This window comes from Paenibacillus sp. FSL P4-0338, assembly GCF_038002365.1.
Classification (GTDB): domain Bacteria; phylum Bacillota; class Bacilli; order Paenibacillales; family Paenibacillaceae; genus Paenibacillus_AQ.
In genome coordinates this window covers 3,443,147-3,467,279 of record NZ_JBBOCG010000001.1, presented here as the reverse complement: position 1 = coordinate 3,467,279, position 24,133 = coordinate 3,443,147, and the positions used below count along the sequence as shown (strand labels likewise).

General features: G+C 56.0%; 13 protein-coding genes. 12 read left to right on the top strand and 1 reads right to left on the bottom strand.

Annotated features, from left to right (window positions below; genetic code table 11):
- Positions 1-145 precede the first annotated feature (145 nt).
- Both MKZ07_RS15280 and MKZ07_RS15275 read left to right on the top strand, forming a co-directional pair.
- Positions 146-2,392, top strand: a complete 2,247-nt coding sequence (locus MKZ07_RS15280; protein WP_036700546.1) for an Ig-like domain-containing protein — start codon at positions 146-148, stop codon at positions 2,390-2,392.
- A gap of 229 nt (positions 2,393-2,621) precedes the next feature.
- Positions 2,622-3,527: an Rpn family recombination-promoting nuclease/putative transposase gene (locus tag MKZ07_RS15275; RefSeq protein WP_036700548.1), complete on the top strand. Its 906-nt coding sequence runs from the start codon at positions 2,622-2,624 to the stop codon at positions 3,525-3,527.
- Positions 3,528-3,678: 151 nt separating this feature from the next.
- Here the strand turns inward: MKZ07_RS15275 and MKZ07_RS15270 are convergent, their stop codons facing one another.
- Positions 3,679-4,668, bottom strand: coding sequence for a Na/Pi cotransporter family protein (locus MKZ07_RS15270; protein ID WP_036700551.1), 990 nt, complete (start codon positions 4,666-4,668; stop codon positions 3,679-3,681).
- A 279-nt stretch (positions 4,669-4,947) separates the two neighbouring features.
- On the opposite strand from MKZ07_RS15270, the gene MKZ07_RS15265 reads away from it, so the two are divergent.
- From MKZ07_RS15265 to MKZ07_RS15220, 10 genes are all read left to right on the top strand, one after another.
- On the top strand, positions 4,948-6,351 hold the full coding sequence (locus MKZ07_RS15265) for a class I SAM-dependent rRNA methyltransferase (protein ID WP_036700553.1): 1,404 nt from the start codon (positions 4,948-4,950) through the stop codon (positions 6,349-6,351).
- A 565-nt stretch (positions 6,352-6,916) separates the two neighbouring features.
- Complete coding sequence (locus MKZ07_RS15260; protein WP_076154211.1) at positions 6,917-7,807, top strand: carbohydrate ABC transporter permease; 891 nt, start codon at positions 6,917-6,919, stop codon at positions 7,805-7,807.
- A gap of 21 nt (positions 7,808-7,828) precedes the next feature.
- Positions 7,829-8,698 carry a carbohydrate ABC transporter permease gene (locus MKZ07_RS15255; RefSeq protein ID WP_036690325.1) on the top strand — a complete coding sequence of 290 codons (870 nt, stop codon included), beginning with the start codon at positions 7,829-7,831 and terminating at the stop codon, positions 8,696-8,698.
- 64 nt (positions 8,699-8,762) lie between these two features.
- Positions 8,763-10,517, top strand: a complete 1,755-nt coding sequence (locus MKZ07_RS15250) for a sensor histidine kinase (protein ID WP_341026400.1) — start codon at positions 8,763-8,765, stop codon at positions 10,515-10,517.
- A 9-nt stretch (positions 10,518-10,526) separates the two neighbouring features.
- Positions 10,527-12,134: a response regulator gene (locus MKZ07_RS15245; RefSeq protein WP_076154213.1), complete on the top strand. Its 1,608-nt coding sequence runs from the start codon at positions 10,527-10,529 to the stop codon at positions 12,132-12,134.
- A gap of 145 nt (positions 12,135-12,279) precedes the next feature.
- Positions 12,280-13,698 carry an ABC transporter substrate-binding protein gene (locus tag MKZ07_RS15240; RefSeq protein WP_341026398.1) on the top strand — a complete coding sequence of 473 codons (1,419 nt, stop codon included), beginning with the start codon at positions 12,280-12,282 and terminating at the stop codon, positions 13,696-13,698.
- Positions 13,699-13,770: 72 nt separating this feature from the next.
- Positions 13,771-14,106 carry a cupin domain-containing protein gene (locus MKZ07_RS15235; RefSeq protein WP_036690317.1) on the top strand — a complete coding sequence of 112 codons (336 nt, stop codon included), beginning with the start codon at positions 13,771-13,773 and terminating at the stop codon, positions 14,104-14,106.
- Positions 14,103-16,082, top strand: a complete 1,980-nt coding sequence (locus MKZ07_RS15230) for an alginate lyase family protein (RefSeq protein ID WP_036690315.1) — start codon at positions 14,103-14,105, stop codon at positions 16,080-16,082. The genes MKZ07_RS15235 and MKZ07_RS15230 overlap by 4 nt, the downstream gene beginning before the upstream one ends.
- Positions 16,083-16,298: 216 nt before the next feature.
- Positions 16,299-19,859, top strand: coding sequence for a helicase-exonuclease AddAB subunit AddB (gene addB / locus MKZ07_RS15225; protein ID WP_341026395.1), 3,561 nt, complete (start codon positions 16,299-16,301; stop codon positions 19,857-19,859).
- Positions 19,856-24,043, top strand: a complete 4,188-nt coding sequence (locus MKZ07_RS15220) for a UvrD-helicase domain-containing protein (protein WP_341026394.1) — start codon at positions 19,856-19,858, stop codon at positions 24,041-24,043. Before addB ends, MKZ07_RS15220 begins: the two co-directional genes overlap by 4 nt.
- Positions 24,044-24,133 lie beyond the last annotated feature (90 nt).

The window sequence follows — 24,133 nt, the reverse complement described above, 5'->3', positions numbered from 1 at the left end:
TTTTATATAGTTACATAGTCCTGAATTTGCCCGGGATTCGTGAAATACGGAAAATGGGGTAAAGACTTGGGCCGGATTTGTCGATATAGTGGAAGAGAGTGGGAAAAAAGTCCACCGATAATCAGACCGTCTAAGGAGAGAACAGATGACCGTGTACAGGAAAATGACAAAAACGCTCCTCATTATGATATTGCTCGTTGTGGCCGCTTTTCCGGTAAACGTCTTTGCTGCTGCTGGAGACACTATCTCCATTGAATTCGACAGTGCAGCCAAGGTTGAGCTTACCGTGGGCCAGTCACCGAAGCAGCTTAAGGTATATGCCAATGTAGAGGGCTCCGCGTCCAAACGGGATGTAACGGCAGCCGCGACCTGGACCTCCTCTAAGCAGGAAGTGGTCACGGTACTTAACGGCCAGCTTAAACCGGTAAGTGCAGGAACGGCGATGATCACAGCAACCTACAATAATGCGATAGCTTCTGTAGAGGTATCGGTCACCCATTCCTTCAAGGAACTGAAATTGACCCGCAGCACAGAGGGCAGCTATAAATTAGGCGACAAAGAGGAATTGCTGTCTGTTACGGCAACCGCCATCGGCGGAACTTCGGCCACTGCGGAGAAGGATGTCACGAAGGACACGGAATGGAGCAGTTCGAATACGGGTGTGCTGACTATTGCTGCAGGCAAGGTTACACTGGTCGGTGAAGGTAAGGCTACCATTACCGCCAAGTACAAAGGATTAACCGAAACAATCAAAGCGGTAGTAGAGCTTCCTTATGCCGCTATTGTATTGAAAGACAAGAAAGACACCATCGTCAAGGAAATGGAAATGCTGGTCGGAGACAACCCGGTCAAGCTGACCGCCAAGACCAAAGCCACTTCGGCAAGTCAGGAGATCACCTTGGGCAATGAGGTGGAATGGAGCAGCTCCAGCGAGAGCGTAGCTACTGTTAAAGACGGCGAGATTACCATCCTGGGTGTGGGTAAAACGGTCATCACCGCAAGCTATCTGGGTGTCACCCAGTCGGTGGATGTCTATGTGCGTGCGCCATATGAAGCGCTTGTGCTGAAGCCTGCCGGCGACCAGTCGCTTTTCCTGGGGGAGAGTCTGAATGTAACCGCAGAAATGCGTAATGCCATCAATTCAACCTCGAACGAAACAGCGTCCGCAGTCTGGACCTCAGATAACCTGATGAATGCTACGGTAACTGCCAATACGGCAGATGCAGGTAACGCTTATGCCACTGTTACGGGTAAAGCAGTAGGAACCTCAATCATCAAGGCTAACTATCTGGGAATCAGCAAAAGCTTCAAGATCACCGTCTATCCGACCCTGACTGAGCTGGGCTTGGAGAAGACGGAGCAGGAAATATACACGGCGGATGCGGTCAGCCTGCCGAAAGTGAATGGAACCAAGTATGACGGAACCAAGCTCGACATCAGCGATGAGATGGAGTGGACCTCTGCGAATGAAGAGATTGTGTCTATCAAGGACGGAAAGTTTGTCGGCGGCAAGGCAGGCACAGCTATCCTGACCGGTAAGCTCAAAAATGGCGAAGTGACCTCCGCTTCCGCTACAGCCATCCGGTCCAAGACAGTTCAGTTTAACGTAACGGTTCAGAATAAAGTGTTGGTCCTGATCGGGCCTGATGAAGCACTGGGTGTAGTCATTGGTGAAGAGTTGCAGCTGCCTGCTGTCCAGGCTGTACTGGAGAACGGCGACGAGCTGGACGTATCAGGAAGCATTAAGTGGGAGCTGAGCGGCAGCAATGCTGTTCTTAAGCAGACAAGCACTGTGAAGACTATTAAGGGACTGGTCAAAGGTACGGCAACCCTGAAGGGAACCTACTCCAATAAGACAATTAGTTTTCCGGTGACGATTGCACAGAAGGTCGTGAAGCTGGTAGTGGACCCGGCAACGCTGGAAATGAACATCAAGGCCTCCAAGTCCATTAAGGCGACCGGATACTTTTCAAACGGTAAATCTGCCAACTTCTCGAGTGCAATGAACTGGGAATCCTCGAACCCTGCTGTGGCCACCATTAACGGGACTTCGGTCAAAGCACTGGCTGAGGGAACTACAACCCTGACCGGTTCCTACCAAGGCATTCAGGCGACGGTTAAGATTACGGTTGTTCCCAAGCTGATGAAGCTTACGGTCAGTGAGAACCGGCTGAATCTTGCACCGGGAGCAGGCAAAAACGTAGTGGTAACCGCACTGTATGATACCGGACGCACTGCAGTTGTCACAGGAAGCATGGTCTGGACCAGCTCCAAACCTGCTGTCGCCAAGGTGAATGCTGCCGGGCAGATTACAGCAGTGAGCAAAGGTACTGCATCTATTAAAGGAAAACTGGGAACCAAGACAGTCTCCGTATCCGTTAGTGTGAAGTAGTGTAATGCTGCCGGCGGTTTGAGCGGCCGCAATAAGACCTGTACATTCGTCCATGTGGACGGTGTGCAGGTTTTTTGTTTTGGCTGGGAATGTGTAAGATTTAGGATTCGCACGGTAGGGGTATCACATTTGAATACGAATGTATGTTCCTTTTATTATATACAATCCCAAATAAATGGAATACAATCACACTAGAACAAGCTCAAACCTATAACAGGAGGCGAAACATATTTCTATACCGCATGATGAAGCTTTCAAAAAGCTGTTGGAGACGTTTTTTCAGGAATTCATTGAACTATTTTTTCCTGAGCTGGACGCCATGCTCGACTATAGTGAGACCCGGTTTCTGATGCAGGAACTGCTCGTGGATATTGTCGGCGAGGAAGCGAGGGAACTGGATTTGCTGCTTGAGACCCGCTACAAAGGACTGGACGGTTATATCCTAATACACCTGGAACCGCAATCATATAGGGATACCGTATTCCACGAGAGAATGTTTATTTACTTCAGCCGTCTATTCGAGCGCTACCGCAAAGACCATAAGCTGATTATTCCGATTGCGATCTTTACCTCAGATGAGGTCCGGGAAGAGCAGGACACGCTGGAGATGTCTATTCCGGAGCACTCCATTCTGCGCTTCCAGTTCCTTAAGGTGGAGCTGCGTAAGCAGAACTGGCGGCGTTTCATCGACTCAGATAATGCAGTGGCTGCTGCGTTATTAGCGAAGATGGGTTATACTACAAGAGAAGCGAGAGAAGTACGGCGGGAATTCCTGCGAATGTTCATCAAGCTCAGGACACGATTGGATCAGGGACGGCTGGCGCTGATTATGTCAGTGGCGGATTTGTATTTCAAGCCGGACCGGACACAGGATGAGGAGATTCTAAGAGAATTAATCGATCATTACCCGGAGGAGGGAGAAGTCATTATGGAATTGATGCCAGCCTGGAAGCGTTGGGGATATGAAGAGGGCAAAGCCGAAGGTATTGAGGAAGGCAAAGCAGAAGGAAAAGCAGAAGGAAAAGCAGAAGGTCAGGCGGAGCTCATCCGTAAATTGCTGCTCAATGGATTTTCTCCCGAAGCGGTCTCTAAGGCTGTTGAACTGCCGCTGGATAAGATTAAGAAGCTGATGTAAATATAGACCTGGGGTGAAGGTGCCCTAGGTCTTTTTTCTATGGTTTGCGTGAATCTCGCCTTTGTTGATTATACTTCCCTTGCAGATTGGATTAGTACTGTCCGGCGGATTTGAAGTATAATGAGGACTGCGATTACGATTCTTGGAAGACTTAGGACTGCAGCCGCTGCTCCAGCCTGGACCAGACGCGCAGATAGCATAACGGCAGTACACCAAGCGAACAGACGACGTTGAAAATAGTCTGGGCATGGGCAAGCTGGGCGGCAGGTCCGCCGCCGATCCAGGCGGACAGGGATTGCAGCGGCCCTATGAAGGGCAGAAAGAGTAAGGCGCCGCCGACATTCAGTGTCACATGCGACCAGGCGACGAATACGCCGGAAGGCGTACTGCCGATGGCGGCAATGACGGCAGTGACGCAGGTGCCGATATTCGCGCCGAGGACGATGGCGATGCCAAGCGCAGGCGGCATCACGCCGCTGGCAGCGAGGCCCATCGCCATGCCGATAACTGCGGCGCTGCTGTGCACCATCGCCGTCAGCACAGCCCCGGCGGCCAGCCCCCAAAGTGCGCTGGTTGCGGCATGCCCGAGAAACCAGCTGAACAGGGCGCTGCCTTCCAGAGCAGGGCCGATGGACTGCATGACCGCGATGCCCCACAGGACGAGCGCGAAGCCGGTGACCGCGAGGCAGATGAACTGCAGCGGTCCCGAGATCCGGCGGCAGGCCTCAAGCAGCCGCCGGGACTGAGGGGCCAGCTCGCCGGCCATCACGGCGGCGGCCCACAGGCAGAGCGCCGCGATCAGCAGCGGCGCGGCCAGTGTGCTGATCTGCAGGCTGATCAGCTCCGTTGTCAGGCAGGTGCCGATGTTGCTGCCGAGAATAATGCCAAGCGTGCGGGCATAGGTCAGCAGCCCGGCATTGACCATGCCGATGGTCAGCACCGTTACAGCGGTGCTGCTCTGCAGCAGCGCCGACAGCAGGGCACTGACGATCAGGCCTTTGGCCGGTGTGGAGGTAGCCTTGTGCAGGCTGCGCTTCAGCAGCGGACCGGCCAGCTGCGACAGCGAGGCTTCCATCACCTTCATGCCGGCGAGGAATATGACAAGACCGTAGAGGACAGGGAATAACAGTTCACGGATCATAAGGACAAGCTCCTTTTTGAAAAGATAAGAAATTATAGGTTTCAAACGATAACTTATCCTTCTATTTCTCGCTGAACGGTACCGTCCTTGAGAGGATGGCATAGCCGTTTCCACTTAACAGAATTTATATTGTTTCGGGGTCCCCGCAAAGTACCTGAGTCATCACCTACGCTAAAGCCTCACTTTGTGGGGTTATTTTACGGGGGTTGTACCAATATATGAACGCCAGGCATAGGACATGTATATTAATCTGGCAACAAGAATAGGGAGTTGAAGGTATTGGCATCAGTAATTCTGGAACGAAACCGTAAAAAAAGAGTAGAACAGGGCCACCCATGGGTCTTCGCCAGTGAAGTAGCATCTGTAGACGGAGATCCGCAAGCAGGCGGGCTGGTAGATGTTCTGACTCATCAGGGTCGTTATCTGGCTACGGGATATTACAATCCGGCTTCGCAGATCCGGGTGAGAATTCTGTCGCAGCACAAGCTGGCGGCGATGGACACGGCGTTTTTTGCACAGCGGTTCGAGGACTGTCTGCGGCACAGGGAACGCTTCCTGCCGGGGGCGGACGCTTATCGTCTGGTCTATGGGGAAGCGGATTTTCTGCCGGGGCTGATCATTGACCGCTTCGGTGAAGTCCTTGTGGTGCAGCTGCTGACACTGGCTATGGATCAGCACCGCTCCGAGATTGTGGAGGCGTTGGTGCAGGTGATGGCGCCGCGCGGCATCTACGAGCGCAGCGATGTCAGTGTGCGTGAGCTGGAGGGACTGGAACAGACCACGGGTGTGCTCTACGGCGAATGCCCGCGCCACATTACCGTAAGTGAGAACGGGCTGAAGGTGATCGTCGATATTGAAGAGGGGCAGAAGACCGGCTACTTCTTCGATCAGCGGGAGAACAGGGCATCGATTGCTCCGCTGATGAAGGGCTGGGGCGGGCGCAGCGGAATTACACTGCAGAACGTAGCAGCAGAGGAGGGTTCACTCCAGATGCTGCCGGTCAACAAAAGCGGCAAGCCTGTCACTTTCCCATACTGGGATGGTGCAACTGTGCTGGAATGCTTTGCGCATACGGGAAGCTTCACACTGCATGCCTGCAAATACGGCGCTAAGAAGGTAACCTGCCTTGACGTGTCTGCGCATGCCATCGAGAGCGCAAAGGCCAACGTGGAGATCAACGGATTCAGTGACCGGGTGGAATTCGTGGTAGATGATGCATTTGCCTTCCTGCGCAATCAGGTCAAGGGTCAGGAGGAACGCACCGAGCGCGCTACGGGCGGAGCAGCGGCAGAAGGGAAAACCGCAAGCAAACCGGCTGCCAAGGCGGACACCGCGAAGCCGATGACCGCCGGTGGCGGCCGCACATGGGATGTTGTGATTCTGGACCCTCCTGCTTTTGCCAAGACCAAAAGCGCAGTGGCAGGTGCCGTTCGCGGGTACAAGGACATCAATCTGCAGGGCATGAAGCTGGTGAATGACGGCGGATATCTGGTCACGGCCAGCTGTTCGTACCACATGCAGCCGCAGCTGTTCCTCGATACGATCATGGAAGCAGCCAAGGATGCCGGCAAGGTGCTGAGACTGATCGAATGGCGGGCCGCAGGCAAGGATCATCCGCAGATTCTCGGGGTGGACGAGGGGCATTATCTGAAGTTCGCCATCTTTGAGGTACGCAGCAAATAGAAGTGTCTGAACCGGCGGGCCAGCCGGTTATGCGGGAAGAGTCTCTTTTATAGAGGCTCTTTTTTGATGTATTTGGTACAGTTAAAAGACCGCCCAAAACCAGAATAGTTGCGATAGCTGTATTCTGTACAATTAAAAACAGCCCGGAGAGTCTGTGGAGGTGAAAACCGGATTTTTAATTGCAGAGACTACACTTAAACCTGTTAACGCGTCATTTAAGCCGCTTGTAGTTGTACCAAATACACCTAAGTACAAATCAGCCCGAGTCCCGCGCCCGCCCTCGCCACCCGCCCCGGTCCCGCCACCGCCACTCGTCCAGTCCCGCGCCCGCCGTGCCACCCGTGTCACCCTGCCCAGTCTCGCCCCTGCCGTGCCAACCGTGACACCGCCGATTCCCGCCTACGCCGCACCTATCTCTTGCCGCCCATCCCATTGACCATCGCCGCACCATCCGCCCCTGCCCCAGCTCAGTAACATCCTCCCCTTTCAATAGTTGATTTCCCTATCCCGGCAGCTGGGACGTTCCCTCTATAATCAAGGTACAGATTCTAAGGGGGGCCGTTATATGAAACAGAAAAAAATACATGCCTACGTCTTCGTATTTCCCAGCTTGTTCCTGACCCTGGTGTTCGGCATTTATCCTCTGCTATGGGCCTTGCGTTATATGTTCTATGACTATCAAGGGTTTGGGACGCCTGTATTTATCGGCCTCGATAACTTCGGGCGGGTGCTGCGCGACCATCAGTTCTGGTCCTCTGTCGGCAATACCGGGATCTATGCACTCGGTAAGCTCGTGGTGACGATTCCGATGTCGCTGCTGCTGGCGATTATCCTGAACCGCAAAATGAAGGGGCGTTCCTTCCTGCGGGCGATTTATTATCTGCCTACCATCTTCAGCGCCTCGGTTATGGCGATTGTCTTCTTCATCATTTTCAACTCCTATAACGGCATCTTGAATCAGCTGCTAATCCGCTTCCATATCATCAGCGAGCCGATTGGCTGGCTCAGCGCCGACCATGCGATGATGACCACTATCATTATTGCTATCTGGGGTGCGGTTGGTAACTATATGCTGCTGTTCCTCGCAGGACTCCAAGGCATTCCGAATGATCTATATGAAGCGGCCTCGCTGGATGGGGCGAATGAATTCCAGAAGCTGAAGAATGTGACCATCCCGCTGCTGGGACCGGTGATGCAGATGATTATCATGCTGGCGATTACCATCTCGCTGAAGGGCTATGAGAGCATCATGGTGCTTACCGAAGGCGGGCCGTATGGCAAAACAGAAGTCATGTACCTGTACCTGTTCAAGCTCCTATTCCCGGTATCGGCGGAAGCACAGTCCATCCAGCAGCTCGGCTACGGCAGCGCAGTCGGCTTCACCACTGCGGTCATTGTGGGCGGTGTGACGCTGGTCTACTTCCGGATCTCCAAGAAATTAAACGATGTGTACTAGAACCGACAGGAGGAGAGCAGAATGAATAACACTCATACCCGTTCCGACATTTCCCCGCTGCTGACCCGCTCACTCGGCAAGGCTGTGCTCTGGATCTTTCTGATTGCGGCCGCCCTGCTGGCCTTGTTCCCGATCATCATGGTCGTGCTGGGCTCGTTCAAGACGAATCAGGAGCTGACCGGCAGTGCAACCATTTGGCCGTCAAGCTGGCATTTCTCGAACTATCTGGAAGCGTGGAAGAACGCCAACTTCTCCCGCTATACGCTGAACAGTATATTTGTAAGCGTGGTCACCACTGTCGGCACTTTGCTGGTGGCTTCAATGTCCGCCTATGCGGTAAACCGGGTTTCTTTTATCGGCAAAAAAGCGTACTCCCTGCTCATGGCCTCAACGCTGTTCATCTCCATCGGCGCCGTGGTGCTGCGTCCGCAATTTGACCTGATGGTGATGCTCGGCCTGAACAAGACGCTCTGGGGCGTCATTATTATCCTGATCAGCGCCCATGCCACCTGTTATTTCATCTTAATCGGCTTCTTCCAGAGCATTCCGCGCGACCTGGACGAAGCGGCGATGATCGATGGCTGCAACTTCTACTCTGTCTACCTGCGTATCATCCTGCCGATGCTGCGGCCTGCGCTGGCGGTTGCCGGGCTGGGGGCGTTCCAGGGGTCATGGAATGAATATATTCTGCCGCTGGTCTTCACGATGAGCAATCCTAAGCTTCAGACGCTTCCAGTTGGGCTGGCGAATCTGCGCTACGGAATCGGAGCGGCGTCAGAGGTACAGCTGATGATGGCCGGCGCGTGCCTGTCCATTTTGCCGCTGCTGGTGGTCTATGTGTTCGCCAACAAATCCTTCATGCAGGTGACGCTCGGCGCAGTCAAAGGTTAGTCCCGGAAAGAGTAGTGTTCCGCCCGCACTGTTGTTACAATGGGTTGCAAGGAGTGGTTCACGGATGAAACTCGGTTTCTACAAGCAGTCTTTGAAGAAAAGAATTCAGGTGCTGTACATCTTCCTCGCCATTCTCTGCATCAGTGTAACCGGGGTCGGCTCGTATCTCTTTGCGGAGCGCAGCATTCAGGGCAGTGCACTTGAGCTGAAGCAAGGTATTCTGAACAAATCCGTTCAGGTGATGGACGAGCACCTCCGGCATATCGTTGTCTCTTCCTATTCCCTTATGCTGGGTGAGAGCTTCGGCCAGGCGATGAAGGATGTCAGCAACAATAATACCTCTCATTATTATCAGAATCTGTCGCTGCTGCAGACTTCTTTTGACCAGCTTAAGCTGGTGGAGCCGCTGATCGATGCGACCTATCTCAGTACGCCGATTGGCGATTTTTACTCCACTAAGGATTTCCCCGACAGGAAGACCAACTTTATGGAGAAGTATGGCAGCTATCTGGAGCGGCCGGGCTGGAATACCCTGTGGCTGGGGGCCCATCAGAGCGAGCTGTTTCAGTCGAAGGGCCGGGTGCTCTCGCTGCTGCTGAAGCCTACGGTGATTGACAATCATAATTTCCCGAACGTCTATATGGTTGTGAACATGAAGGAGGAGGCGATGAGGTCTATCCTGGAGCAGGATCTGATGAATAATCAGGTTCAGCTCTTTTTGCTGCAAAAAGATGGATCGATGGTCATCCGGCCGGAGACGCAGACCTACGCGTTCAATACGGAGCACAATTTCGTCAGCCGTTTCAACCAAGGGACGGTAGGCGATTTCAACTATATCAATGCCAAAGGCGAGGAGCTGCTCGTCAATTACAGCACGCTGTCGATGAATGAGGACTGGGTCATGGTCAGTATTCAGTCCAAAGCAGACCTGCTGAAACCGCTGAACCAGATCCGTTGGCTGATCTTCTGGATTATGCTGATCTGTACCCTGGTGGCGCTGGCCTTGTCCAACCTGCTCGCCTCTGCACTGCTGAAGCCGCTCAACAAGCTGCAGCGTCTGATGGTGGAGGTGGAATATAACGACCTGGATGTGCGGTTTCAGAGCCGGTATGAGGATGAGGTGAGCGCCGTCGGCCATAAGTTCAACCGGATGCTGGACCAGATTCAGGTTCTGATTCAGGAGGTACGGACCTCGGAGCAGGAGAAGCGCAAGTCGGAGGTCAAGGCGTTACAGGCGCAGGTGGACCCTCATTTCTTATACAATACGCTGAATACGATCTTCTGGAAAAGCGAGAATGGCGAGAAAAGCGATGTCAGCGAGATGATTGTGGCCTTGTCGCTCCTGTTCCGCCTGGGGCTGAACAACGGGAACGATATTACGACCCTCCAGCAGGAGGTCCAGCATGTCCGGCAGTATTTGCAGCTCCAGCAGAAGTGCTATGAGAATCTGTTCACCTATACGATTGAGGTGGAGGATGATGCCTATCTGTCCGTCCGGATGTTGAAGATTCTGCTTCAGCCGCTGGTGGAAAATTCAATCCTGCACGGCTTCCGCGACAAAGCGGAGCTAGGCAGGATTGAGATCCGCATCTACCGCTCTGCCGGATTCCTGATCCTGCGGGTCACGGACAACGGCTGCGGCATGGATGCCGCTGCGCTTGCGAATGCGGTAAATGGCACCGAAGCAGAGCGCAGGGGGTATGCATTGTCCAACCTGCGAAGCAGGCTCAGCCTGCATTACGGTGAATCCGCATCGATTGCCTTCAGCAGCATTCCCGATATTGCTACAACTGTAACCGTCACCATACCGATCCTCTAGGAGGCTGCCATGAACCCATTGACCCTGTGCGTAATGGATGATATTCAGACTGTCGTCAAAGGAATTGCTTCAACGATCCCGTGGGCGGATCATGGAATCGAGGTAGCAGGGACCGCCGGCAACGGCGAGCAGGGCTGGGAGCTGCTGCTGGAGAAGGACCCCGACATCGTTATCAGCGATATCCGTATGCCTAAGCTCAGCGGTCTTGAACTCATGAAACGGGCTGCCGAAGCGAAGCTGCGGGCCAAATTTATATTCATCAGCGGGTATTCGGATTTCAGTTATGCGCAGGAGGCGATTAAGCTGGGTGCCTCCAACTATTTGCTGAAGCCGTTCACCCAGCCGGAGATTGTGGAAGCTGTGCTGAAGGTGAAGCAGACTATTCAAGAAGAGCGGACGAGAGCAGAGCAGATACAGCAAATGGAGCAGAAGATGGTAGCCAGCCATTCGCAGCTGCGCCAGGATTATCTTACCGCTCTGCTGCGCCAGGAGACCCATATCAGCCTGAGTGACAGCCGCTGGCAGGAGCTGGGCATCGACCTGGATGCCGGCAATCTGCTGGTGATGGCTATTGAGCTGGACTGTTATACGGAATACGGGTACACCCTGCATCTGGATGACAGTGAAATCATTCCCTTTGCGATCAAGAACATCCTGGACGAGACGCTGAAAATGCACACGCGCGGCGTTGTACTACGTGAGAGCAGACAGCGGCTGGCCGCGATCTTTAATCCGCCGGACGCCATGGATACGGCAGCGCTGCTGGAGCTGTGCCGTGAGAATGTGGAGAAATACAGCAAGAATACCGTTTCGATCGGCCTTGGCACAGCGGCACGGGGACCGCGTGAGATCAGGGCCTCCTTCGTGCATGCGGCCAAAGCGCTGGCCTACCGCTTTTACAGTGAGGGGAATTGTATCTTCCGCTTCACGGAGCTTGACCCGGAGAACCGCGCAGCCCCGGACTATCCTGAGGAGAAGGTGAAGGAGCTGTTGTACGCGCTCAAATCCGGCAATGAGGAAGGCTGCCATGAGATCATCGGTGATATCTTCCGGCAATGGACCCTCTCCGGCAGATATCCTGACCCGCTGTCGATGGTCCGGCTGTTGTCCGGGCTGACCTTTGCCATGTACCGCGCGTTCTGTGATGAAATCACGGAGGAGGAGCGCATACAGCTGGAGGCTGACCTGACGGCGCTGGAGGAGAACCGTTCTTTAACCTTTGGCGGCTGGAAAAGCTATATCAATCACTTCGCCAGCATGGGCTGTGAATTCGTCGATAGCAAGCAGTTCCGTGATGTAACACAGTCCATTAACCGGGCCAGAGAGTATATCCGGCTGCATCTGGAGGAGAATCTGACCCTGAACAGCTGCGCGCAGGCTGTCCATCTGAGCCCGAGCTATTTCGCAGGCGCCTTCAAGAAGGAGACCGGCATGACGCTGATTCAGTATATTACCAAGCTACGGATGGAGCGGGCGAAGGAGCTGCTGATTGCCGGGGCGCAGGTACAGGAGATTTCCCTGATGCTCGGCTATGAGGACCGCCCTTATTTTAGCGGCCTGTTCAAAAAATACTGCGGACTTACGCCCACAGCGTTCCGGCAGAAATACCTGAAATAAGCAGGAGCTGAAGGAACAGGGACAAGCATTTTTTCCCCCTTACAAAGTTAGAATGTCCCTCACCCCACTGAAAGCGGAACCATTATGATTACGTTAACAGATAGCCGATTACAGGCTGTCAGGACAAGCACAAGGGGGCATAACGATGGATAAAAAATGGGTTGTTGCAACAATGAGTACAGTGCTGGCACTGAGTCTGGCCGGCTGCGCTGCCGACAGCAATAAGGAGCCCGCGGCAAGTAACAGCAAACCGGCGGACACCAAGGGAGACAACGGAGCAGCAAGCGGCGGCAAAACCAAAATTATCTACTGGACACCCGACCGTCACGACGCCGACTTCATGAAATCAAAGGTTGATGAGTTCAACAAGACGAACAAGGATAACATCGAAGTGGAAATGACTGTGATGGGGGATAACTATCCGCAGGCGGTAGATATCGCTTTTGCCAGTAAGCAGGCTCCTGATGTGCTTCAGATCAACGACTTCCAGACCTATTACAAAAAAGGCTACATGGCCCCGATCAATGACTATATGAGCAGCGAGATGAAGGAGACCTTCAAGGACAGCCTGCTGGAGAACAAGAACACCGTTGACGGCAAGACCTATACCCTGCCCAATACCGGACAGATCTGGAGACTGATCTATAATAAAGATATCTTCAAGCAAGCCGGCATTGAGAATCCGCCGAAAACACTGGACGAGATGGTTGCTGCCGCCAAAAAGATTACCGAAACCGGCAAAAAGGACGGCGTATACGGCTTCGCCAGCCCGTTCAAGAGCTCAAGCGGCTTCTGGCGTGCATCCAATACTGTAGCAGGCGCGAGCAACAATACCGGTATTGACGGCTACAATTACAAGACCGGCCAATTCGACTTCAGCATGTACAAGGATATTGCGCTGGCCCTGCGTCAGATGAACGAAGACGGCAGTATGCTGCCGGGCGTAGAGAGCCTGGATATCGATCCGCTGCGTGCGCAGTTCGCCCAAGGCAAAATAGGCATGTACATTAACCACTCCGCAGAGCCCGGCGTCTACAAAGACCAGTTCCCGACCACCGCTAATTGGGCTGCCGTTGCTGTACCGACTACGGACGGAACGATAAAGGGCGCATCGCAGATCATCGGCGGCTCCTACATCGGCATCAGTGCGGACAGCACGCACAAGGAAGCAGCGTGGAAGTTGATGGAGTATGTGTACAGCGACAGCCTGCAGAGCGAATATTATGAAAAAGGCTACGGCATCTCGCTGATCCCTACGGTTATCAGCTCCGGCAAAAAACCAAGCATTCCCGGCATTGAAGGCTTCCTGCCGAAGCGCTATGACGCGATTTACCCGGCGAACCCGCTTACCATTACAGAAGGTTCACTGGAAGGCAGCAAATGGAGCGATGCGTTCTCGGCATTCGTCTTCACCGGCGGCGATGTGGACAGTATTATCAAAGACCTGGATACCCGGTATAATGCTTCATTAGAGAAAGCAAGAGCCTCCGGCGCAACGGATATTGTAGCCGATCCAAGCTTTGACGCATCGAAGCTGCAGGGGAAATTATCCACCGAAGAATAAGAGCTTACAGGTGGCGGCCGATACATGATGGTTCGGCCGCTTTTTTTATCAATAGAGAGGGGCAGATCCGAAATGATTATAGAGAATAGCGAAGCCGCAAAGACGGTTCTGAATGAGAGTTCGTCCCGCACCCTGCTTGCAAAGGGAGGCTCGATGATGATGGTGGAGGTTACCTTCGCTGCAGGCGGCATCGGGGAGGTTCATTCCCATGATGCGCATGAGCAGATCAGCTATATTGTGAAGGGCAGCTTTGAGGTCAAGGTCGGGGAGGAGAAGCGTATTCTGAAGGCGGGCGACAGCTTCTATGCCGGCTATAATGTTCCGCATGGTGTGAAGGCGCTGGAGGATTCCGTGATTCTGGATGTGTTCAATCCGTTCCGTGAGGATTTCTTGGAGAAGCAGGAATGAAGGATTATTATCTGAGTACACCTGAGCTGCGCAGTGCTGCCGCTTATTATGCCCGCCATTTCCCCATCGAGGCGCAGAACTCGGTCCAGATTGCCGAACATGCTGTGGACAATGAATTCATTATTCCTTATACCGGCGATCTGAGCCGCTGGATTCCGCTGGGCAAGCCGGTGGCGGACTGGCTGCATAATCCTACGAACGACCCCGAATTCACCTGGGGCATCAACCGCCACTGGCATATGCTGGATCTGGGCAAGGCCTATCTGATGAATGGCAAGCCGGAATACGTTACGGCCTTTATGCAGCATTTCCGCAGCTGGCGCGGGCAGAACCCGGTTCCTGTGATCCCGTCATATGAGGAGGCGGTATTCTTCCAGAAGCCGGGTCCATGGCGTCTGCTGGAGACCGGCCTGCGCGTGCAGTCCTGGATCTCTGCGTATAAATATATGGAGGACAGCCCGCTGCTGGACGGATGTTTCCGCAGCGAACTGCTGGAGGGGCTTGCGGAACATGCTGAATTCCTGACCCGTTACCTCGGCAGCACGGAGATCAATCATGCGATTATGCATATGCAGGGCCTATACATGATTGCTGTCTTCCATCACGGGCATCCGTGCGCACCGTATTGGCGGCAGCTGGCCGGGGAGCGCCTGGAGCTGTGCCTTTTGCATCAGGTCGGACCGGAAGGGATTCAGATTGAGCTGACCACCCATTATCATGATGCGGCCATCGAGATGTTCGGGACGCCTTATCTGCTGGGCGCTTTGTCCGGCCACCCGTTCTCTGCCTGGTACGGCGGACAGCTCCGCAAGATGGCCGCGTTCACCGAAGCGCTGGTCCGCCCGGATGACCAGTCCACCGGGATCGGCGATTCCGACTGGATCAGCAGCGGCCGGCAGCGGCTGACACTGCTGGGTGCCATTCTGAAGGATGATGCGCTGATTGGACGCGGCACAGGTAATGCAGAATGCCTCTGGCTGCTGGGAGCCGAGGCATATGAGCGGTGTGTGCAGCTTCAGGCGGAGTCTGCGCCTTCGGTGAACAGCGTGGCTTTTGTGCAGACCGGATATTATGTGATGCGGGACCCGCAGCAGTATCTGTTCTTCGATGCCGCAGAGATGGGCGGAGCGCACGGTCATGCGGATGCGCTGAATCTGGAGTGGATGTGGAAAGGGCAATTGCTCTTCACGGATACCGGCCGGTACACCTACGAGGAAGGGGAGTGGCGCCGTTATTTCAAAAGTACCCGCGCGCACAACACCATCACCGTAGGCGGGTTGGATCAGACGCCGTATATCTCCACCCAGCAATGGGGCGAGCCTGTTGCTAAGGCCAGCACCTTCCGCTGGGAGAGCAACAGCCGTTACCATTTCATTGATGCCGCGCATGACGGATACATCCGTCTTCCCGGTCCGGTCATGCACCGGCGCTGGGTGCTGCTGGGCGTGGAGGTGCCGCTGCTGCTGATTGCCGACTGGCTGGAGGCGGATGGCGAACATGAGCTGGAGCAGCGGTTCCATCTGCACCCGGAGGCGGTGCTGGAGCTGTCTTCCGAAGCCGGAGCGGCTGGAGAAGCAATGACCGGAGCCAGAGAACCCGAAGTCGCAGCCGCACAGCCTACAGTAACCGTGGTCTATCCCGGCTCTACAGTGAAGCTGAATATGAGCTGGATGACCAGCGGCCTGATGGATGAACAGTTCACGGTTAGTAAGGAGCAGGGCTGGGTATCGGAGGTCTACGGCTCCAAATCGGAGATTCCGGTAGTAGAGGGCCGGGCGGCCTGGGCCGGCAAGGCTGGAATTCTGACGCTGTGTCTGCCCGAAGATGCGGCGGACGGCAGCGGTCCGCTGCACGTGAGCACCTGCGTGGTGGATGCGGAGCGGCGGCGGGTCGAGCTGTCCTATGTATACGGTGATGCGATCGGCACGATCGTAATCGGTACGGACACCCTGGGCTGGACGGAGCGGAAGGAATAAGGGTCTAGTTGTTAGCCTTGAAACTAATTTACATGAGTTTATGCAGACTTTTCCGTCCGCCGTTTGCGCGGCTCCGGGAGAGTCTTTTATTTTGCAAACAATGGCAAACGTACGTTCTGGAGCGTGTGGTGGAGGTATGCTATACTATTGAGACGAGAAGTTTCATAGATTCTGGTGTCATAGAGTGCCAGGGTTCAACGGAAGGAGTCTGCTGAAATGACGGTTAACTTCATCATCGGCCGCTCGGGCAGCGGCAAGACGACTACAATATGGGAGCGGGTATCCTCCAGGCTGAAGGCAGAGCCGCTGGGAGCCCCGATCATTATACTTGTTCCCGAACAGGGATCGTTCGGAGCGGAACGGGGACTGCTGGCGGCGGGCGGCGTGAAGGGAAGTCTGCGCGCCCAGACGCTCAGCTTCTCGCGGCTTGCCTACCGGGTGAAGCAGGAGACCGGCGGCAGCGCGAGTCTGCCCATCAGTGAAGAAGGCAAGAAGATGCTGATCTACAAGATTATCAGCAAACGCAAGGAGGAGCTGAAGCTGTTCGGCGCTTCCTCGGACCGGCCGGGATTTGTAGAGCGGCTAAGCAGTCTGCACACGGAGCTTAAGCGCTGCTGTCTTGGAGCCGGAGACCTGGAGGAGCAGATCGGCAGAATGCGGGATGCCACGCTGGGCAGCCCTATTCTGGCCGGGAAGCTGGATGATCTGCATCTCGTCTTCAGCGAGCTGGACCAGGAGATGTCACAGCTCTATATAGATGAAGAGGATAGACTGGCCGAACTGGCTGAGCATATTGCGGACTCTGCCTATATCCGCGGCGCCGAGATCTGGGTGGACGGCTTCCACGGCTTCAGCAACCAGGAATTTGTCGTCTTACGTGAGCTGATGCAGTACGCGGACACAATGACTATTGCGCTCACAGTGGACCGGATCTATCCGGCGGGCGTTGCCCCGCATGAGCTGGATCTGTTCCATCCGGCGGTGGTTACTTATATTAAGCTGCGGGGAATAGCGGAGGAGATGGGACTTACCGTATGGGATGAGCTGCTGGCTCCGCCCGTCCTCCCAAGGTTCAAGGACGCTCCCGTACTCGCCCATCTGGAGCGCGGATTACAGCGCCGGCATCCCTGGGCAGGACCGGCTGAACAGGTGAAGGAAGCCATCAGCATCCGGGCTGCGGCTTCAGGCCGCACCGAGGTGGAGGGCGTGCTGCGGGAGATGCAGGCCCTGGCCAGAGAATCGGGAGCCAAATACGGGGAAATGGTAGTATTCATGCGCAATATGGCCGATTATGAGCCGCTGATTGCTCCGTTATTTCAGGACTTCGGCGTTCCGTTCTTCCTGGACCAGAAGCTCAGTGAGCTGCATCATCCGCTGGTGGAATTCATCCGCTCCGCCCTGGATGTCGTCCGCCGCCGCTGGCGTTATGAAGATGTGTTCCGCTGCGTGAAGACAGAGCTGCTGCTGCCGCTGGACGGAAGCATTACCCGCACTCATATGGATGAGCTGGAGAATTACGTGCTGGCCTGCGGCATTCACGGCTACCGCTGGACGGACGGGCGATCCTGGAAGGGGATTCCCCGCCTGTCGCTGGAGGGAAGTGAGGCTGTAGATGAAGCCATGCTATCCAGAATGGAAGCCTGCCGGAGTGCGATTACAGGACCGCTGCAGGCGTTTGAGAAGAGAATCAAAGCCAGCCGCAGCGGCCTGGAGCTATGCCGGGCGGTATATCTGCTGCTGGAGGATACGGAAGCGGCACGCAAGCTTGAAGGGATGGGAGCGGAGTCTCTGAAGCAAGGCCGTCCGGAGGCCGCACGGGAGCATAGCCAGCTCTGGGGCGCTGTTCTGGGTCTGCTGGACCAGATTGCTGAGATGATGGGCAAAGAACGGATAGAATTCAGCCTGTTCGCCGGGGTGCTGGAGACCGGTCTGGCAGAGCTTAAGATGGGGCTCGTGCCGCCCGCACTTGACCAGGTGCTGGTAGGTACGATGGACCGTACCCGGGTGTCGGGGGTGAAGTACGCCTTCCTGCTCGGTTTCAACGAAGGAGTGGTTCCGGCGCAGTTCAAGGAAGACGGAATTCTTTCCGAGGGGGAGCGCCTCCTGCTGGAGAAGTCTGGTATGGAGCTTGCGCCGGGCTCATCCCGGAAGCTGCTGGATGAGCGCTTCCTGATCTACAATGCGCTTACGACGGCCAGCAGGAAGCTGTGGATCAGCTATGCTGTGGCTGACGATGAGGGCAAGGCGCTGCTGCCTTCGGAGGTCATCCGCCAGCTGCAGGGAATGTTCCCGCATATGTTGGATGAACAATTCCTCTCCGGCTTCCCGCAGAGCGGCAATGACGACGACGCTGTCCATATGGACTTCATCGGCCATCCTGAGCAGACGCTCCGCATGCTGCTGCTTCAGCTCCGCCAGTGGCGTCAAGGAGCAGAGATACCCGGCATGTGGTGGGAGGTCTATAACTGGTTTGCAGCGGAGCAGGGCGCAGACAAGCCTGCGGGTGAACAGGCAGCGGAATACCGCCATGCGGATCTGTCCATGAAGCTGAAGCTGGAGCGGTTGCTCAGCTCGCTGTTCTACCGCAATGAAGGCATACGGCTGAAGAAGGAGACAAGCCTGCGCCTGTATGGCGGTTCCACGCTGCGCGGCAGCGTGTCACGGATGGAACGGTTTGTCGCTTGCTCCTTCTCCCATTTCGCCTCCTACGGGCTGAGGCTGAAGGAGCGCCAGCTCTACAAGCTCCAAGCCCCGGATATCGGGCAACTCTTTCATGCGGCCCTCAGTGAGATGGCGAAGCGGCTGCAGGAGCAAGGCCGCAGCTGGGGCAGCATGACTGCGGAGGAATGCCGCACGGAAGCGGGGAAAACCGTAGACAAGCTGTCTCCGCTGTTACAGGGAGAGATTCTGATGAGCAGCAAGCGCTACGGCTATATTTCTCGCAAGCTGAAGAATATTGTCGGCCGCGCTTCGGTCATCCTCGGGGAGCATTCGCGGCGCGGGAGCTTCGAGCCGGTCGGGCTGGAGCTGGATTTCGGCCCGGGACAGGAGCTGCCTCCGCTGAGAATTACACTGCCGAACGGCTGTGTCATGGAGGTGGTCGGGCGGATTGACCGGGTGGATAAGGCTGAAGGGGAGCAGGGGATTCTGCTGCGGGTTATCGACTACAAATCAAGCCAGAAGGACCTCAAGCTGCATGAGGTCTACTATGGATTGTCGCTGCAGATGTTAACGTACCTTGATGTGCTGCTGACTTATTCCGAGCAATGGCTTGGCCAGGAAGCTCTGCCTGCCGGGGCGCTCTATTTCCACGTTCATGATCCGCTCCTGACCTCAGCCAACGGAATGAACCGGGAGCAGGCGGAGCAGGAGCTGATGAAGCGCTTCAAGATGAAGGGCTTGCTGACCGCCGACCGTGAGGTGGTCTCGCTGATGGATACCACACTCGACAAAGGGTATTCCTCTATTGTTCCGGTAGCGCTGAAGAGCGACGGCAGCTTCTACAGCAGCGCATCTGTAGCTACCCCAGAGCAGTGGGGGCAGCTGCGGTCCTCGGTGCGCAGCACGATCTCGGAGATCGGTACCAGCATTACGGAGGGGGATGTGGCAATACAGCCTTACCGCATCCAGCAGGAAACGGCTTGCACCTTCTGCTCCTTCCGTCCCGTCTGCCAGTTCGATGAGACGGTGGAAGGCAATAGCTATAACATTCTAAGTAAGCCGGGCAAAGAAGTGATCTGGGATCTGCTGTCCCGCAAAGGAGGAGAGAAGCTGTGAGCACAAGACCTATACCCGAGACGAAGCCGGAAGGCAGTCTGTGGAGTGACGACCAATGGCGCGCCATTGCCGAGAGCGGCAGCGATATTCTCGTGGCGGCGGCAGCCGGTTCCGGCAAAACTGCGGTTCTCGTCGAGCGGATTATCCGCAAGATCAGCAATGAGGAAGCTGGCTTCAGCGTGGACCGGCTGCTGGTGGCAACCTTCACCAAGGCTGCCGCCTCCGAGATGCGCCAGCGTATCCGGGAAGCGCTGGAGCGTAAGCTTGCGGAGGACAGTGAGGGCGGGAACGAATATCTGCGCCGCCAGCTTGCTCTCCTGGGCAGAGCCTCCATTACCACGCTGCATTCCTTCTGCCTTGAAGTAATCCGCCGGTATTACCAGATGATTCCGATTGATCCCGGCTTCCGTATCCTGAATGAGCATGAGGCGGAGATGATGCGCCAGGAGCTGCTGGAAGAGCTGCTGGAGGAGAAATACGGCGAGGTTGCCGAGGACGGGGAAGATACCCTGTTTGTGCAGCTCGCAGACTGGTTCAGCGGTGAACGAAGCGATGATGCAGTGCATTCGCTGATCCAGCGGCTGCATGATTTTGCGCGCAGCCATCCCTGGCCTGCGCAGTGGCTGCGGGATACCGCAGCAGACTTTGCGCTGCCGGATGCTGAGGCTCTGAGCCATACGCCTTGGGTGCAGAGCATTCTTGCCGAAGCCCGGCTTACGCTGAAGGGCGCGGTCAGCCAGCTGGAGCAGGGGCGTGAGATCGCGCTTCAGCCCGGAGGTCCGGCGCCTTATGCGGAGAATCTTGCTGCCGATCTGGAGATGGCGCAGGGCCTGCTGGACGCGGTGGACTCGCAGCCCTGGGCCGGATTGTATGATATCTTCATGGAGATCTCCTTCGGGAAGCTGAAGCCCTGCAAGAAGGATGCCACTGATCCGCTGCTTCAGGAGAGCGTGAAGGCGATCCGGGATCAGGTGAAGAAGAGCCTGCTCGAGCTGCAAAAATCCCTGTTCGGCCGTCCGGCGGAATCCTTCCTGGGGGAACTTCATACGGCGGCTCCGCTGATGCAGGAGCTGGCGGAGACCGTAATTGCGTTCGGCGAGCGCTACCGGCTGGAGAAGGCAGGCCGGGGGCTGGTGGACTTCAGTGATCTGGAGCATTACTGCCTGCAGATTCTGCGCCATAAGGACTCGCAGCCCGGGCGTTCTCTCCCGTCGGATGCGGCGATGGAGTACCGCAGCCAGTTCGACGAAGTGCTGCTGGATGAATATCAGGACACCAACAGTGTACAGGAGGAGATTGTCCGGCTGATCTCCCGGGAAGCCCCCGGCAACCGCTTCATGGTCGGGGATATGAAGCAGAGTATTTACCGGTTCCGCCTGGCGGAGCCGGGCCTGTTCCTGGACAAATACCGCAGGTTCAGTCATGGGCTGTCTTACGGAGACAGTGCAGGCAACAATCTGCATGACGGTGAGGCAGAGGGCCGGGCGGCTGGGACTGATCCGGGACAGGAGGAACGGGAAGATGGCCTGGTCATCGATCTGGCCCGCAATTTCCGCAGCAGGCTGGAAGTGGTGAATGCGGTGAATATGGTCTTCCGGCAGATCATGGACAGCAATGTCGCGGAGATCAGCTATGATGAGAGGGCAGAGCTGGTGTACGGAGCGAACTTCCCGGGAGCTGCGGAGAAAGGCCCGGATACTTATTTTGCGCCGGAGCTGCTGCTGATTGATAAGGGAGGCTCTGCCCCAGGGCCGGCGGACGAAGCAGCAGAGGGCGATGAGCTGCCCCTTCTGGAGCTGGAGGCTGCTGAGAGTGAGACTGCACAGCTGGAAGCCCGGGCTATTGCCCGGCGTATCTCGCAGATGACGGGAATGACCGGCGGTGAGCCGCTGCTGATCTATGATAAAGCACTGCGGATCATGCGTCCCGTAGTATACGGCGACATTGTCATTCTGCTGCGTTCGGCCCGGGTATGGACGCCGCTGATGATTGAGGAGCTGCGGGCTGAAGGGATTCCGGCGTACGGTGACCAGAACAAGGGGTATTTCCAGGCTACGGAGGTGGAGATTGCCCTCTCCCTGCTGCAGATTGTCGATAATCCCCGTCAGGACATTCCCCTAGCCGGAGTGCTGCGCTCACCGGTGGTGAATCTCCGGGAGGAGGAGCTGGCGAAGGTGCGGCTGTGCAGCAGAGGGACGTTCTACGATGCGCTGGTTGCGGCTTCTGAAGCAGGAGAGGCACTGCGGGACAATCCGCCGGATCTGTTCTGGGATGCCGCGCTGCTTGCGGGGCAGGATGCCGGTACCGGTGACACAGCCGGAGAGACAGCCGCTGCGTCAGAGCTTACGCCATCGTCAGCAAATGAGGGTGTACAGGAAGGTATAACTGACGGAACCGATGCTTCGGCGGCGCTGCGTGATATTCCTATTACGCTGCAGCGTAAGCTTAAGTCCTTCAGGGATAGGCTGGAGAACTGGAGAAATGCTGCCCGGCAAGGAAGCTTAAGCGAGCTGATCTGGAGGATCTACCGTGAGAGCGGGTATCTGGAGTGGGTCGGTGGGCTTCCCGGAGGCTTTCAGCGCCAGAACAATCTGAAGGCGCTGTATGACCGGGCTGTTCAATTCGAGAACGAGACCTCGGCCAGAGGACTGTTCCGCTTCCTGGTGTTCATCTCACGGCTGAGAGAGAACGGCGGCGATCTGGGGGTTGCCGGAGGAAGCAGCGAGGAGGCCGGGGGCGTCAGAATTATGACGATCCACAAGTCTAAGGGTCTGGAGTTCCCTGTTGTTTTCCTGGCAGGCATGGCCAAAATGTTCAACCGTCAGGACCTGCATTCTCCGTTCCTGATGCACAAGGAGCTTGGCTTCGGGCCGCGCTTCGTGGAGCGGGAGACCCGGGTCAGCTACCCGACACTGCCCTATCTGGCGATTAACCGCCGTTCGCGGCTGGAGCTGCTCGCTGAGGAGATGCGCGTGCTCTATGTCGGACTGACCCGTCCGCGTGACAAAATGATTCTGGTCGGCACGGTCAGGGATCTGCCGCGCACGGTTTCGGGCTGGGCAGCGATGCAGGGCCGCGAAGAGCTGCTGTTGGCGGATCACCTGCTGGCCCGGGGCCGCAGTTATCTGGATTGGGTGGGACCGGCGCTGATCCGCCACCCTGCCGCTGCTATTCTGCGCAAGCTGGCAGGCAGCGAGGGGCCAGTATCCACGGTGCTGCATGGCGATGAGTCGAACTGGAGTATTACGGTGACTGGAGCAGCGGAGCTTAGCCCGGGCGCTTTCCTTGCCGGGGACGGCGATCAGGACAAGAACGAACAACGTCGGGTCATTCTGGAGGCGCTCCACAGGGGCAGCGCGGTGTCAACACCTGAGACCCCGGCTACTGCACAGATTGCGGAGAGACTGGGCTGGACTTACCGGTACACGGCAGCCTCAAGCATCCCTGCTAAGACCTCGGTCACCGAGCTCAAGGGATTATTATCGATGCAGGAGCAGCCTTCTTACGACCAACTGGAGGAGCGGAGGCTTCCGGGTGGACCGGACGAACGGAAAGAGCGCGGGTATAGGGACAGCCTGCATCTTCAGCGGCCGAAATTCATGGAGCAGCGGGGACTTACCCCTGCCGAGCGCGGAACGGCTTACCATACGGTGATGCAGCATATTCCCCTGGATGAGCCGTTAGACCGGTCAGTGCTGGAGGCTACGCTTGAGCGTCTTGTAAGGCTTGCTATCCTTAGCAGGGAACAGGCGGATGCGGTGGTGCTGGAGGAAGTTGGGCAGTTCTGCCGGAGTGAGCTGGGCCACAGACTCTTCCACTCTGTATGGAAGACCAGAGAGCAGCCCTTCAGCTACACGATGCCAGCCGGTGAAGCCTACCGGGGGCTTGACTATCTGGATGAAGCGGCTGCCGGACTTGCGGATGAACGCGGCGGCGGTGATTTTGCGGAGACAGTAATGATTCAAGGGGTGATCGACTGCCTGTTCCGGGAAAAGGGACGGCTGATTCTGCTGGATTACAAAACAGATCATATCCCTCCGCACGGGGACGGGCTTGCACAGCTGTCAGACAAATACCGTTTCCAGCTCGAGCTGTACAGCAAGGCGCTGCTGGATATTCTGGGCGAGCCGGTCAGCGAGATATGGCTGTACTTTTTCGAAGGCGGACATGCTGTGAGATTGTGAGCGGTGGAGAAGGGTTGCGGTAACAGCGGCGGATATAGAGTGCTGAACGGTAGCTAAGACAAATTATAGGCTTGCGGTCTGGCGAGCGTT